This window comes from Mumia quercus (genome assembly GCF_025506335.1).
In the GTDB taxonomy this organism is placed as follows: Bacteria; Actinomycetota; Actinomycetes; order Propionibacteriales; family Nocardioidaceae; genus Mumia; species Mumia quercus.
This window is the reverse complement of record NZ_JANZYO010000007.1, coordinates 195,174-207,810: the sequence shown is the minus strand read 5'-3', so window position 1 is coordinate 207,810 and position 12,637 is coordinate 195,174. Positions and strand designations below refer to the sequence as shown.

The following is a 12,637-nucleotide window of genomic DNA, read 5'->3' as shown; positions in this document are numbered from 1 at the left end:
GTCTAGGACGCGCGCGTGCGCCCGGCGGCGCGAGCGTTCACGCGGCACGCAGGGCGGCTGTCGTCACCGCGGCGACGACCACGACGACGACCAGCGGCGCGCGAAGGACCGCGGCGGCGACGCCGGCCGCGACCCCGGCTGGACGGGCGGCGTCGGCGGGGGAGGAACCGTCGAAGAGCGCTCCGGTGAGTGCGACTGCGACCAGGAGCACCGCGACCGCGCGGTCCACCAGTCCTCGGACGTCGTCGGTCATCGGCATCCGGCCTCCTGCCGCGACCCCGCCGAACCGCAGTGCGTACGTCCCCAGGGCCAGGACGGTGAGGCCGACGACGAAACCCGCGGCGCTCACGGTCGCCTGCCTGACCCCGGTCGGCGGTGCTGGGGCCGTCGTACGAGGCCGGCCAGCGGGACGACGAGGAGACCCAGCAGCGCGGCCACGGGCGCGAGCCCGGGTGCGAGGTGGGGGAGCGCGACGACGGCGACCGCACCGCCGACCGCGGCGGCCGCGAGGGTCTCCCTCTGGCGCAGCGCCGACAGCGCCAGGGCGGCGATGACGGCTGGGAACACGGCGTCGAGGCCCCACACGCCCGGGTCCGGCACGACCCGGCCCAGCCCCGCGCCGAGCACCGCCCCGAGCGGCCACGCGACCGCGATCCCGAGACCGCAGACCCAGAACGCCCGACGGCCGGCGGCCCTCGTGGGTGCGGCGGTGGCGAGCGCCGTCGTTTCGTCGTTGACCAGGTGCGCACCGACCGCCCGCTCCCGGCCCGGACGCAGCAACGGCGCGAGCGCCATCCCGTACGCGGTGGTCCGCACGTTGACGAGGAGCCCCGCGGCCGCAGCGACGACAGGATGGGCTCCGGCTGCCGCGAGCGCGACGAAGAGCAGCTCCGAGGAGGCGCCGAGCACGCCGACCGCGAGCAGGACCACCTGCCACAGCGCGAAGTCGGCACTCGTCGCGCTCACCCCGTACGAGACGCCGATCAGCGCGACGGTGAGGCAGAGCGGGAGCACGGTCCTTGCGAAGGACCGATCAAGTGTTCGCCAAACCGAACGCATCGTTCTAGCATGAGAGGGTGAGCACCGATCGTCAAGCCGAACACGCAGACTTGTCTACCGAACGGCCGACCGACCTCCGTCCCGTCGTGGCGCGTGCACTGCGCCATGAGCGCACGGCGGCAGGCCTGAGCCTCTCGAAGCTCGCCCAGCAGGCCGGCGTCGCGAAGTCGACGCTGTCCCAGCTGGAGGCAGGGAGCGCGAACCCCAGCGTCGAGACGCTGTGGGCGCTGAGCACGGCGCTCGGCATCCCGTTCTCGCGCCTGGTCGACGCCGAGACGCCCCATGTCGCGGTGGTCAGGGCGGGGACGGGACCGCAGGTCGCGGCAGGCGAGGCGGCGTACGCGGCGACGCTCTTGTCGGCCTGCCCTCCGCACGCACGGCGCGACCTCTACCTGGTGACCGCCGAGCCTGGCTCTGCGCGGCGGTCCGAGCCGCACCCGCGGGGCACCGTCGAGCACGTCGTCGTCAGCGCGGGGCGCGCGCGCGTGGGTCCGGCAGACGACCCAGTCGTGCTCGACCCCGGCGACTACATGGTCTATCCGGGCGATGTGCCGCACGTGTTCGAGGCGCTCCAGCCCGCGACCACGGCGGTCGTCGTGACGGAGCAGCGGTGACGCGCGGAGCGGCCCGATAGCCTTCACCCGTGACTGACACGCGCGCTCTCGGGTTCACCGTGCCGGCGTCGCTCGGGGGATCCGACGAGGTCCGCCGACGTGGCCTGCGCCGCATGCGCACTCTCGCGACGAGCCTGCTCGTCCTCGCCGCGATCGTGTACGCCTTCACGTACGGGGAGGAGGGCGGGCTCGGGTACGTCAACGCCGGCGCAGAGGCGGCGATGGTCGGTGCGCTCGCGGACTGGTTCGCCGTGACCGCGCTCTTCAAGCACCCGCTCGGCCTCCCGATCCCGCACACCGCGCTCATCCCCAAGCGGAAGGACGCCCTCGGCGCCAGCCTGCAGGAGTTCGTGTCCGACAACTTCCTCAACGAGGCGGTCGTCCGCGAGCGGGTCGAGGCGGCCCGCATCAGCCTGCGGATCGGGCAGTGGGTCTCGCGCCCCGAGCACGCGCGCCGCATCGTCGACATCGGCTCGCGCGTCCTGCGCGACGGGCTGTCGCGCATCGACGACGACGACGTGGCCGCGATCGTTCGCGAGGTCGTGGTGCCGCGGCTGAAGTCCGAGGAGCTCAGCCCAGCAGCCGGCCAGGCGCTGGGCGAGATCGTCCGCGACGGGGCGCACCACGGGCTGGTCGACATCGGGGTCGAGGAGATGCACCGCTGGCTCCTCGAGAACCAGGAGACCGTCGAGGGCATGGTCGCCGACCGTGCGCCGTGGTGGACACCGCAGTGGGTCGACGACAAGATCTCGACCCGTCTCTACCGCGAGGCGCTCGCGTGGGTCGACGACGTCCGGTCCGATCCGGAGCACCGCGTACGCCAGTCGCTCGACGCGTTCCTCGTGACGCTGTCCGAGGACCTGCAGCACGACCCGGACACCATCGCGCGTGCGGAGGCGTTGAAGGAGCGGGTGCTGTCGCAGCCGCGTGTCGTCGACGTCGCGGTCGCGCTGTGGAGCGGGCTGCGGCAGGCGCTGCTCGACTCCCTCGACGACGCTGCGGGCATGCTGCGCAGCCGTACGGAGACGATCCTGCGCGAAGCCGGCGAGCGGGTCGCCTCCGACACCGAGCTCCAGGCGCGCCTCGACCGGACGCTCAGCGACACCGCCGCCTTCGTCGTCACGAACTACGGTGACGAGATCGCGACCGTGATCTCCGAGACGGTCAACCGGTGGGACGGCAAGGAGGCGTCGCGCAAGATCGAGCTCCACGTCGGACGCGACCTGCAGTTCATCCGGATCAACGGCACGGTCGTCGGCGCGCTGGCCGGGGTCACGATCCACGCCTTGTCGCACCTGCTGTGACGGGACCGGGCCTTAGGCTGGGCCCGTGAGTGAGCGATTCGCCTCCGTCGAGGACGTGACCGACCGTCTGGCCGAGCTCGGCTACCTCGCGTCGCCGTCCGTCGCGACCACCGTGTTCCTGGCCGACCGGCTCGACAAGCCGCTGCTGGTCGAAGGGCCGGCCGGTGTCGGCAAGACCGAGCTGGCGCGCGCCGTCGCGCAGGCCACGGGAGCCGACCTCGTACGGCTCCAGTGCTACGAGGGGGTCGACGAGGCGCGGGCGCTCTACGAGTGGAACCACGCCAAGCAGCTCCTGCGCATCACCGCCGGTCGGGGCGAGACGTGGGACGAGACGCGCGACGACATCTTCACCGACGGGTTCCTGCTCGCCCGGCCGCTGCTCCAGGCGATCCGCTCCGAGACGCCGCGCACGCTCCTCATCGACGAGGTCGACAAGGCCGACATGGAGATCGAGGGCCTCCTGCTGGAGGTCCTCAGCGACTACGCGATCACCGTCCCCGAGCTCGGCACGCTGACCGCGCGGCACGCGCCGTTCACCGTGCTCACCTCCAACGCCACCCGTGAGCTGAGCGAGGCCCTGCGTCGTCGCTGCCTCTTCCTGCACATCGACTTCCCGGACCCCGAGCTGGAGGAGCGCATCGTCCGGACCCGCGTCCCGGGCGTCGACGAGGTGCTCGCCGCCTCCCTCGTACGGGTCGTCAACGCGCTGCGCCGCATCGACCTCCGCAAGGCGCCGTCGGTCTCGGAGAGCATCGACTGGGCCCGTACGCTCCTGGCGCTCGGTGCCGACACCCTCGACGAGGCCGTCGTCCGCGAGACGCTCGGGGTCCTGCTCAAGCACACCGACGACATCGCGCGTGCGCGCCAGCACCTGCAGCTCGACGAGGCGGACGTACGACGATGAGCGAGGCGCTGCCGGCGAGACTGGTCGCGATGGTCGAGGCGCTGCGCGGCCACGGACTCGTCGTCGGCACGAGCGAGACGGTCGACGCCGCGCGCGCGATGGAGGTGCTCTCGCTCGCCGACCGCACGCTCCTGCGTGAAGGGCTGGCGGCGTCCCTGGTCCGGCGGACCGGGCAGCGCAGAGTCTTCGACGCCGTCTTCGACGTGTACTTCCCTCTGGGTGTCGGCGCGCGCGAGAACGACCGCGAGGCGGACGCTGCCTCCGAGCCGCAGGACTCGGTCGGGTCTCTGCGCGACGCGCTCGTCGACGCCCTCGCGCGGGGCAGCAGCCAGGCGCTCGAAGACGTCGCCGCGTCGGCCGTCGAGGCGCTCGGGCAGGTCCACGGCGGCGAGGGCCCCGGCGCGTCAGGGTCGGGCTGGTCGGCGCGCCAGACCTTGGAGCAGTTGCGCCCGCAGACGACAATCGTGCGCGCCCTGGCCGCGCGCGGAAGCAGCGAGGGGTTCGTCGAGCGCCTCGACCGCGACGAGGTCCGCCGCGATGTCGAGCGGTTCCGCGCGCTCGTCCAGACCGAGGCGACGCGGCGCACCGCCGAGGTGCGCGACCGCGACCGCGTGGCCAGGTACGCCGTGCGGCCCGACGCCGAGCAGGTCGAGTTCCTCTCGGCGAGCCGTGACCAGGTCCTCGAGCTGCGCCGGACCGTCCAGCCGTTGGCGCGACGACTCGCGACCCGGCTCTCGGCACGCCGTCGACGACGCAACCGCGGCCAGGTCGACATCCGGCGGACGCTGCGGCGTTCGATGTCGTACGGGGGAGTGCCGCTGAGCCCGGCGTACGAGCACCGGCGCAAGGCCCGTCCTGAGCTCGTGCTGCTGTGCGACGTCTCGGGGTCGGTCGCGGGGTTCGCCGGCTTCACGATGCTCCTCGTGCAGGCGCTGCGCGACCAGTTCAGCAAGGTGCGCGTGTTCGCGTTCGTGAACCACACCGACGAGGTGACCGAGCTGATCACGTCGGGCGAGGCGGACCCTGCCGCGCTGGCGGAGCGGATCATGGCGAACGCGAACGTCGCCCCGTGGCACCCGTCGAGCGACTACGGCCGCTCGCTGCGCTCGTTCGTCAGCCGGTACGGCGCCGCAATCGGCCCGCGGACGAGCGTGCTGATCCTCGGTGACGCGCGCTCCAACCACCTCGACCCCGACCTCGACGCGCTGCGCGACATCGTCGGCCGCGCGCGCCGGACGTTCTGGCTCAACCCCGAGCACGAGAGCCGGTGGGGGCTCGGCGACTCCGTCGCCCCGGCGTACGCCCAGGTGGTCGACATGCACGAGTGCCGCACCGTCGACCAGCTCTCGGGCGTGGTCTCACGGCTCCTGCCGGTCTGAGGTGTTCTCGAGCGGCTGGGGGTCGTGCGGGTGCTGCGGGTCCGCCGCGAACGCACGCTCGTAGATCGCGTAGATCAACGCCGCCTTCGCTGCGTTGTACTCCATCACCCGATCGAACCGCTGCGCCGCGAGGTCGGTCTTGAGCGTCGCGTACGCCGCGCGGTCCGCAGCGTCGCTGCGCAACCGCTCGCGGAACATGAGGTGGCGTCGCGGCTCCGCGGCGTCCGGCCCGAAGACGTGCAGGTTCACCAGCGGCGCCTCGAGCCGCAGCATGCGGTGCTGCTCCCACCACGGCTCACGGATCCGCAGCGTGTAGCCGAGGCGCTCCAGCGCCGGCACGTACGATGCCTCGTCGGCGGGGTCGGGCACGACGAGGTCGATGTCGAGGATCGGCTTCGCGGCGAGCCCGGGCACGGAGGTGGACCCGACGTGCTCGAGCGCCACCACCTGGTCCCCGAGGGCGTGGCGGATCGCAGCCGCCAGCTCCGCGTACGTCACCGGCCACGACGGGTCGTACGGGACGACCGTGATGCGGCCGGTCGTGTTGCGCGGCTCGGTGCCGGCGACGAACGCGGCATCGGTCGTCGCCTGGTCGGGGATCTCGTACGGGCGCCAGAGGGGGTGCGTGCTCACTCCGCGAGCGTACGGGCGGCCTCGACGAGCAGGAGCACCGCGAGCCCCGCGTACACGCAGGCGGCGACCACGGTCAGGGTCGTGCCGGCCCGTCCGTGCGCGTCGAGCGCGCGCCCGAGCCGCCCGGCGAGGACGCCGATGGCGACGTCGCAGACGAGGCCCACGAGGAGGAAGAGCGTCCCGAGCGTGAGCATCTGGACAGCGGGACTTCCGTGACCGTCTTTCACGAATCCGGGGAGGAAGGCCGCGAAGAAGAGGATCACCTTCGGGTTCGTGAGGTTGGTGAGGGTCGCGCGGACGAGCACGTCGCGCGTCGCGGGGACGCCGTCCATCGCCGTCCGGCTGCCGAGCCCGCGGACCGCGTCGAACGCGAGCCAGGCCAGGTAGGCCGCTCCGCCCACCTGGATCACGACGATGATCTCCGGGTTGAGACGGAGGAGGGCTGCGAGGCCGAGGGCGGCCGCGGTGACGTGGACGACCATGCCGCACGCCATGCCGAACGCGGAGAGGACCCCCGCCTTCGGCCCGTGCCTCAGGGCGACCGCGGCGATGTAGGTGTTGTCGGGCCCTGGCGCCAGCGTGACGGCCGTGACGGCCAGGACGAATGCGGGAAGGGCGGACACATCGACCATCGAGTAACAGTAACGCAAAAAGCGGTGTTTAGCGTTACAGTAGCTGGCATGACCCACCTACGGCCCTACGCCCTGGTCACGCTGGTGAACGAGTGGGGGACCCGTCCCCGCGTCGAGGCCGGCGAGCAGGGACAGCCCTTTCCGGACCCAGGTGTCGTCGGCCTGGACGCCGGAGCGGATCCCGACGACCTCGTGCGCGTCGCCGACCTCCTGCACCCGGTCTTCGCCGCCGCGTCCGTGGGCGAACGCGTACGCCGCCTCGACGCGCTCCTTGTCGATACCGGGCTGACGGTCCGTCTGCGCGAGGCGCCCACGGGCCAGGCGTACGAGGAGTGGGAGCCGGCGCGGGCCGTGGACGCCCTCCTCGTCGCCACCCTGCGGACGCTGACCGAGGTCGTGCTGACCCGGGGGCCGGCCGCGATCGGGGTGTGCGGAGGCGAGGAGTGTGTCGACGTCTGGATCGATGCGCCGCGTGGCCGCCCCCGGCGCTACTGTTCCTCTCAGTGCGGCGGACGCGTCCGCGTCGCGGCGCACCGCCGTCGACAGCGCACGGAGGAGAGAGCGTGAACGCACTTCCCGACCCGGTGTGGCCGGTCGTGGTGCTGGCCGTGATCAGCGCGGTCGATGCCGTGCTGTGCATCGGCCCGGTGGCCTTCGTCCGTGCATGCCTGACCGACGTCCGATTCCCGGCTCGGTACTGGTGGGTCCTCACCCCGGTCAAGCTGGCCGCCGCAGCCGGGCTCGTCGCCGGCATCTGGATCCCCTACCTGGGGGCGGTGACGACGGTGGCGCTCATCGCCTACTTCCTCGTCGCTCTCACCATGCACGCCCGCGCCCGCGACTTCGGTCGCAACATGCTCGTGAACGCCACCGGCATGCTCGTCCTCTGCGTCGCGACGCTCTGGTGGTCGTTCCTGTGAGGTACGAGGTGCAGGTCGACGTCGACGCCCCTCCCGTGGTGCTGTGGTCGGTGCTCGCTGATCCCACGGAGTGGCCGATGCTCAGCGACAGCTTCCTCAAGGTCGAGCAGGTGCGCGGCAGCGGCCTGGAGCGGGGAGCCGCCTACAAGGTGCGCCAGCCGAGCATCCGCGCGATGCGCTGGACGGTGACGGCGTTGGAGCCGGGGACAGCGTTCACCTGGCGGATGGCGGTCCCCGGCACCACCACGACCGGGGCCCACCGGGTGGTCCCGCGGGGGACGGCCTCGCGCCTCGAGCTGGTGCTGGAGCAGACCGGCTTCCTCTCGCGCCCGCTGTGGGCGATAGGCGGCGCGCACTACCGCGCGCTCGTCGAGCGGGAGGCAGCGACCTTCGCGGGCGCGGCCGAGCACCGGGCACGCTGAGCGCGGCGCCGCGGCACTACCGTGGCGGGATGAGGTCGACCAGCAGCAGCGACCCCCTGCTCGGGTCACGTCTCCACATCGCCGTCAAGGCGGCCGTCGCGGCCGCGGTCGCGTGGCAGCTCGGCAACCTCATGCCGTCGCCGCTCGGCGACTACGCCTACTACGCGCCGCTCGGGGCGGTCCTGGTCGTCCACCCGAACGTGGTGGGCTCGCTGCGTGACGCCGGGCAGCTGTTCGGCTCCCTGCTGCTGGGCGCCGCCATCGGGGCCGCGTTCCACGCGATGCCGATGCCCGGGTCGGTCGGCGTCGGTCTGCTGGTGGGGGTGGCGGTGGTGGCCGCCGGGTGGGACCTGCTCGGGGGCCAAAGGAACTGGGTCATCTCGGCGGCACTCTTCACGTACATCCTCGGCAACCTCGACACCTCCGCCTTCGTGTCGGGTCTGGTCGGCCAGGTCTCCTTGGGGGCGGCCATCGGGTTCGCGGTCACGTTCGTGCTGCCGCCGGTGCCGGTCCGCGTCGCGCAGCGCCACCTGGAGGCGGTGGCCGACCAGGCGGCCGCCCAGCTCGACGACATCGCCGCGGCGCTGGTCGCGACCGACGACAGCGTGGCGTGGCAGAACGTCACGCGCGAGCTCCTCCCGGAGGCGCTGCGCCTGCGCGAGAGCCACGACGCGCTGGACGACGCACTGCGCGGGAACGTCCGTGCCGGACGGTGGCGCGACGTCGTCGCCCGGCGCCGTGCGATCGCGGACGTGGTCGAACGCGTGGCCGCGCTCAGCGAGAACCTCGCCTACACGCTCGGCGAGGTGCAGACCTCGGAGGGACGGTGGCTGCGCCCCGGTGGCGAGGCTGCCTCGATCGTCGCGGAGACGCTGCGCGACCTGGCCGTGGTCGTGCGCCGGTTCGCACGCCACGAAGAGGTCCGCGCCGCCGAGGCGGAGGTGCTGTCCGCGGCCGTGGAGCGGCTCGCCGGCGTGGTCGCCGCCTCCGTCGACCGGGGCGAGGAGTCGTACCCGGGCGCCGCGGTCCTCGTCAGCCTGCGCCGCATCCTCGGCGCGATCCCGGTGGAGGAGGGTGCGACCGACCTCGGCGGGATCCCCCCGCTCGCCTCACCTGCCTGGCCCCCGCGACGGCGCCGCCGCCCACCGGCTTGAGCCGTGCGGTCAGCCGTCGATCGCGTCCGTACGCCGGCGCTTGGCCTGCTTGCGGAACTCCTCCATGAACACCTTGCGGATCAGCGCGCTGTCGAGCACGCCGCCGACGCTCTGCAGCTCACCCTGGGTGAGGCGTTCGCAGACGCGGGTCCACGCGTGGCCGACCGCGTACGTGAGCGTCCCGGCGACGGCCGCGTTGATCGTGCCGCCCACCAGCGTGCCGGCACCCGGCACGAACTTGATGAGGCTCGTGACCGCCGTCCGCCCCGCGACCGTCGCCGCGGCGGTGGCGGCCAGCGACGCCGCCGTCGAGCGCTCCAGCGACAGGCCGTACGTGTGGGCGATCGAGGCCATCATCGTGATCTGGAGAGGCACGAGGACCGCGGCGTCGGAGAACGGGATCGGGCTCGCGCCCGCGGTGCCGGCCGCGCTCGTCGCGACCTTGATCGCGTCACCGGCACGCTTGCGCTTGCGGGCGAGGTCGATGCGCTGGGCGGCGGTGATCGCCGCCGCTACGCCGTCCGGGGCGCAGCGAAAGGTGGCATCGAGCAGCTCCATGAGGCCGTGCGCCTCGTAGCCGGAGAAGGTGTCGGCGACCGCCATCGTGAGGAAGACCTTGCCGCGGTGCACGGGCAGCTCGCGTGCTTCGATCTCCGCCGCGAGCGCCAGGGCGTCGGGGTGGATCCGGCCACCGACCTGCGGCACCTGCGTCATCACGAGCATGACCGGGACGCCCAGCCGCGCAAGCTCGCGGACGAAGTCGGCTTCGGTGTCCTCGAAGCGGCGGTCACCCGCCCGTACGCAGAACCACGCGACGTGCACCTGGTCCTCGAGCGGACGACGTCGCATGCGGGTCACGTGGTCGGTGACCTCGGCGAGGATCGCGTCGTTGTCGACGCCGACCTCGAGCCCGCGGGTGTCGAGCACCCCGAGCGTGCCGCTGGTGTGGAGGTAGAGGTGCTCCTCGCGGGTGACCGGCTCACCGATGCCGGTGGCGGCGATCTCGTCGCCGAAGATGGCGTTGACCAGCGTGCTCTTGCCGACGCCGGTCTTGCCGAAGATCGCGAGGTTGAAGCGTCCCAGCTTGCGCTGCTCGTTCTCCCAGGCGCCGCGGAAGGCGTCGGCGAACCAGCTCTCGGTCGGTGTCTCGGGCACGCCTCCAGCCTGCCAGAGGTGTGGTCACCGTCGGGCGAAGCGCACCGGCCGCCTGCGCACCCTCAAGCCGCTCGCGAGCCCGGCCACCACGACAGCGACGCCGGTCCAGACCAACGGGCCGGGCAGGTGACCGGTGACCGCCACGCCGAGCAGGGCGGCGGCGACCGGTGCCACCCCGGTGAGCAGACCCGCGGACGCGCTCCCGACGCGCGCCACCGTCGCGTACCAGAGCACGAAGGCGACGGCCGTCACCATCACCGCGAGGTAGGCGACGGCGGCGAGGTGGGTGGCGTCCAGCCGACGTACGGCGCCGACGCCCTCGAGCGGCACCGCCAGCGCGGCGAACATCACCGCGCCGATCACCACCGCGTACGTGGAGACGCCCCAGGCGCCGAGGCGGGGCAGCAGCGGGACGGCGAGCAGGGTGAACGCCGCCTCGCACGCCAGCGCCAGCCCGGCGTACGCGACCCCCGTCGCGTCGGTCTGTCCGGTGCCCTGGACGAGGATGCTGCCCGCGGTGACGACCCCGGCCGCGACGAGGATGCGTGCGGTGGGGGTGCGTCCTTCGAGGAGAGGGCCGACGACGCCGAGCACCACGGGCACCGACGCGACGGCGACGGCGATCGCGGCTGGCTCGGCGTGCTCCGCACCTCTGACGAGCGCGACGTTGAAGAGCACGAGACCCGACCCGGCGAGCAGCAGGAGGAGCGGCCACTCGCGACCGCGGGGGAGAGGCAGGGCGCGGCCCAGACCGCGCGCCACGAGGACGAGGACGAGGGCGGCCGCGGCGTACCGGACGGCCTGCGCCGTCATGAGCGGCGCGTCGACGAGGACGTGGGAGACGGCGACGCTGCCGCCGACGAGGGCCATGCCGAGCGCGCCGGGGAGGTAGGAAGTCGGGTGCGGGGTCTTGGTCTGGTGCATGACTCCACGCTCCGGCACGATTGGTCTCGTGGACAGGTCCAAAGCGACGTCGACCGACAAGGCCAATTCCGACAAGGCCGGTTCCGGCGCGGACTTCCTCGGCCTGAACCTCTCGGGAGCGCCCGTGGGATCTCTCGCGGCGCGCCTGGCGGAGGGGATCCGCGACGCGGTCCTCGACGGGTCGCTGCCGGTCGGCACCCGGCTGCCGGCTTCGCGCACGCTCAGCGACGACCTCGGCGTGTCCCGCGGCGTCGTCACCGAGGCCTACCAGCGGCTGGCCGACGAGGGGCACGTGGAGGGCCGCGGACGCGCGGGGACGATCGTCGTGTCCAGTCCCGTACGACCGGCCGCGGCGGAGCCGGCGCGTCCGCGTACGACGTCCGGACCGGTCTTCTCCGACCTTGAGGACGCCGACTTCGTCGACCGGCTGCGCGCGGCGCCGGCGCGCATCGACCTGTCGCCCGGCGTTCCCGACCTCAGCGCGTTCCCGCGCGCGGCGTGGCTGCGTGCGGAGCGCGAGATCCTCACGGGCCGAAGCGCCGCTGACCTCGGCTACGGCGACCCGCGTGGCACCCCGGCGCTGCGCGTCGCCGTGTCGCGCTGGCTGGCCCGCAACCGCGGCATCCGCGTGACTCCTGACGACGTCGTGGTGGTCGCCGGGGTCGCGCAGGCGTTCTTCCTCCTGGCGCACGTGCTCCGCGGCGAGGGCCTCCAGCAGATCGGTGTCGAGGACCCGGGCTCGTTCGGTGCGCGGCAGCAGCTGCGGCGCCAGGGCGTCGAGGTGGTGCCGGTCCCGGTGGACGCCGAGGGCGTGCGGGTGGACGCGCTGCGCGCGAGCGGAGTCGGCGCGGCCGTGCTGACCCCTGCGCACCAGTTCCCGACCGGCGTCGTCCTCAGCGGAGCGCGGCGCCGGTCGCTGGCCCGCTGGGTCGCCGACGGCGGGCTCGTCCTCGAGGACGACTACGACGCCGAGCACCGCTACGACCGCGCGCCCGTCCCCGCGCTCCGCGGGACGCTCGGAGACGACGTCGCCTATGCCGGGAGCGTGTCGAAGCTGCTGGCGCCGGCGCTCCGTACGGGGTGGCTCGTGGCTCCGGCGCGACTGAGGCAGAAGGTCCTCGCCCTCAAGCGCGACGTCGACCTCGGCAACCCCGCGCTCGGGCAGCTCGTGCTCGCCTCCCTCATGGAGTCGGGAGCGATGGAGACGCACCTGCGGACCCTGCGTGCGCGTCACCGGCGACGCCGAGACGCGATGGTGTCCGCGCTGGCGGCGCGGCTTCCCGAGGCCGAGGTCCAGGGCGCTGCGGCCGGCCTGCACCTCGTGGTGACCCTGCCCGCAGGTCTCGACGACCGTGCGATCGCCGAGGAGGCGCTGGCCAGAGGCGTCAAGACGCACCCGCTGTCGCTCCACCGCGTCCTGCCGGGGACGCCCGGTCTGGTGCTCGGCTATGCCGCGAACTCCGCCGGGTCGGCCGATGCCGGTATTCGCGTCGTCGCGGACGTCGTACGAGGGGTGCTGGACAAAACGTGAGGGTTA

Annotated in this window: 15 protein-coding genes; 9 read left to right on the top strand and 6 right to left on the bottom strand. The window is 73.2% G+C overall.

Translation table 11 applies throughout. The annotated features are described in order from the left end of the window. Positions 1-37: 37 nt before the first annotated feature. Positions 38-349 carry an AzlD domain-containing protein gene (locus tag NYZ95_RS17735; RefSeq protein ID WP_262852661.1) on the bottom strand — a complete coding sequence of 104 codons (312 nt, stop codon included), beginning with the start codon at positions 347-349 and terminating at the stop codon, positions 38-40. Continuing rightward, positions 346-1,014, bottom strand: a complete 669-nt coding sequence (locus tag NYZ95_RS17730; RefSeq protein WP_262852660.1) for an AzlC family ABC transporter permease — start codon at positions 1,012-1,014, stop codon at positions 346-348. The genes NYZ95_RS17735 and NYZ95_RS17730 overlap by 4 nt, the downstream gene beginning before the upstream one ends. 131 nt (positions 1,015-1,145) lie before the next feature. On the opposite strand from NYZ95_RS17730, the gene NYZ95_RS17725 reads away from it, so the two are divergent. From NYZ95_RS17725 to NYZ95_RS17710, 4 genes are read left to right on the top strand one after another with little or no spacing between them, the layout of a single operon-like run. Next, positions 1,146-1,673: a helix-turn-helix domain-containing protein gene (locus NYZ95_RS17725; protein WP_262852659.1), complete on the top strand. Its 528-nt coding sequence runs from the start codon at positions 1,146-1,148 to the stop codon at positions 1,671-1,673. A gap of 29 nt (positions 1,674-1,702) precedes the next feature. Then, positions 1,703-2,977 (top strand): DUF445 domain-containing protein, encoded by a 1,275-nt coding sequence (locus NYZ95_RS17720; protein WP_262852658.1) that lies wholly within the window; start codon positions 1,703-1,705, stop codon positions 2,975-2,977. A gap of 25 nt (positions 2,978-3,002) precedes the next feature. Next, positions 3,003-3,881 carry an AAA family ATPase gene (locus NYZ95_RS17715; protein ID WP_262852657.1) on the top strand — a complete coding sequence of 293 codons (879 nt, stop codon included), beginning with the start codon at positions 3,003-3,005 and terminating at the stop codon, positions 3,879-3,881. Next, positions 3,878-5,260: a vWA domain-containing protein gene (locus NYZ95_RS17710; RefSeq protein WP_262852656.1), complete on the top strand. Its 1,383-nt coding sequence runs from the start codon at positions 3,878-3,880 to the stop codon at positions 5,258-5,260. Before NYZ95_RS17715 ends, NYZ95_RS17710 begins: the two co-directional genes overlap by 4 nt. On the opposite strand, the gene NYZ95_RS17705 is transcribed toward NYZ95_RS17710, so the two are convergent. Beyond that, a complete protein-coding gene (locus NYZ95_RS17705; RefSeq protein ID WP_262852655.1) occupies positions 5,240-5,893 on the bottom strand; it encodes a GrpB family protein in 654 nt (217 codons plus the stop codon). The genes NYZ95_RS17710 and NYZ95_RS17705 overlap by 21 nt on opposite strands. Beyond that, on the bottom strand, positions 5,890-6,525 hold the full coding sequence (locus NYZ95_RS17700; protein WP_262852654.1) for a LysE family translocator: 636 nt from the start codon (positions 6,523-6,525) through the stop codon (positions 5,890-5,892). The genes NYZ95_RS17705 and NYZ95_RS17700 overlap by 4 nt, the downstream gene beginning before the upstream one ends. Before the next feature lie 48 nt (positions 6,526-6,573). Between NYZ95_RS17700 and NYZ95_RS17695 the strand changes: the two genes are divergently transcribed. Genes NYZ95_RS17695 through NYZ95_RS17680 form a run of 4 tightly spaced genes read left to right on the top strand, consistent with a single transcriptional unit; the run spans position 6,574 to position 9,021 of the window. Next, positions 6,574-7,092: a CGNR zinc finger domain-containing protein gene (locus tag NYZ95_RS17695; protein ID WP_262852653.1), complete on the top strand. Its 519-nt coding sequence runs from the start codon at positions 6,574-6,576 to the stop codon at positions 7,090-7,092. Beyond that, positions 7,089-7,445, top strand: a complete 357-nt coding sequence (locus NYZ95_RS17690) for a DoxX family protein (protein WP_262852652.1) — start codon at positions 7,089-7,091, stop codon at positions 7,443-7,445. Before NYZ95_RS17695 ends, NYZ95_RS17690 begins: the two co-directional genes overlap by 4 nt. Continuing rightward, positions 7,442-7,867 (top strand): SRPBCC family protein, encoded by a 426-nt coding sequence (locus NYZ95_RS17685; protein WP_262852651.1) that lies wholly within the window; start codon positions 7,442-7,444, stop codon positions 7,865-7,867. The genes NYZ95_RS17690 and NYZ95_RS17685 overlap by 4 nt, the downstream gene beginning before the upstream one ends. 29 nt (positions 7,868-7,896) lie before the next feature. Next, the gene (locus NYZ95_RS17680) at positions 7,897-9,021 is read left to right on the top strand and encodes an aromatic acid exporter family protein (protein WP_262852650.1); all 1,125 of its coding nucleotides are present in this window, start codon (positions 7,897-7,899) and stop codon (positions 9,019-9,021) included. A 9-nt stretch (positions 9,022-9,030) separates the two neighbouring features. On the opposite strand, the gene NYZ95_RS17675 is transcribed toward NYZ95_RS17680, so the two are convergent. Then, the gene (locus NYZ95_RS17675; protein ID WP_262852649.1) at positions 9,031-10,176 is read right to left on the bottom strand and encodes a GTPase family protein; all 1,146 of its coding nucleotides are present in this window, start codon (positions 10,174-10,176) and stop codon (positions 9,031-9,033) included. A 24-nt stretch (positions 10,177-10,200) separates the two neighbouring features. After that, positions 10,201-11,100: a DMT family transporter gene (locus NYZ95_RS17670; RefSeq protein WP_262852648.1), complete on the bottom strand. Its 900-nt coding sequence runs from the start codon at positions 11,098-11,100 to the stop codon at positions 10,201-10,203. A 28-nt stretch (positions 11,101-11,128) separates the two neighbouring features. Between NYZ95_RS17670 and pdxR the strand changes: the two genes are divergently transcribed. Further along, on the top strand, positions 11,129-12,631 hold the full coding sequence (pdxR, locus tag NYZ95_RS17665; protein WP_262852647.1) for a MocR-like pyridoxine biosynthesis transcription factor PdxR: 1,503 nt from the start codon (positions 11,129-11,131) through the stop codon (positions 12,629-12,631). Positions 12,632-12,637: the final 6 nt, after the last annotated feature.

Coding starts and splice junctions, on each gene's coding strand:
- NYZ95_RS17695 (WP_262852653.1), top strand. CDS start 6,574: ATGACCCACCTACGGCCCTACGCCCTGGTCACGCTGGTGAACGAGTGG.
- NYZ95_RS17710 (WP_262852656.1), top strand. CDS start 3,878: ATGAGCGAGGCGCTGCCGGCGAGACTGGTCGCGATGGTCGAGGCGCTG.
- NYZ95_RS17680 (WP_262852650.1), top strand. CDS start 7,897: ATGAGGTCGACCAGCAGCAGCGACCCCCTGCTCGGGTCACGTCTCCAC.
- NYZ95_RS17670 (WP_262852648.1), bottom strand. CDS start 11,100: ATGCACCAGACCAAGACCCCGCACCCGACTTCCTACCTCCCCGGCGCG.
- NYZ95_RS17700 (WP_262852654.1), bottom strand. CDS start 6,525: ATGGTCGATGTGTCCGCCCTTCCCGCATTCGTCCTGGCCGTCACGGCC.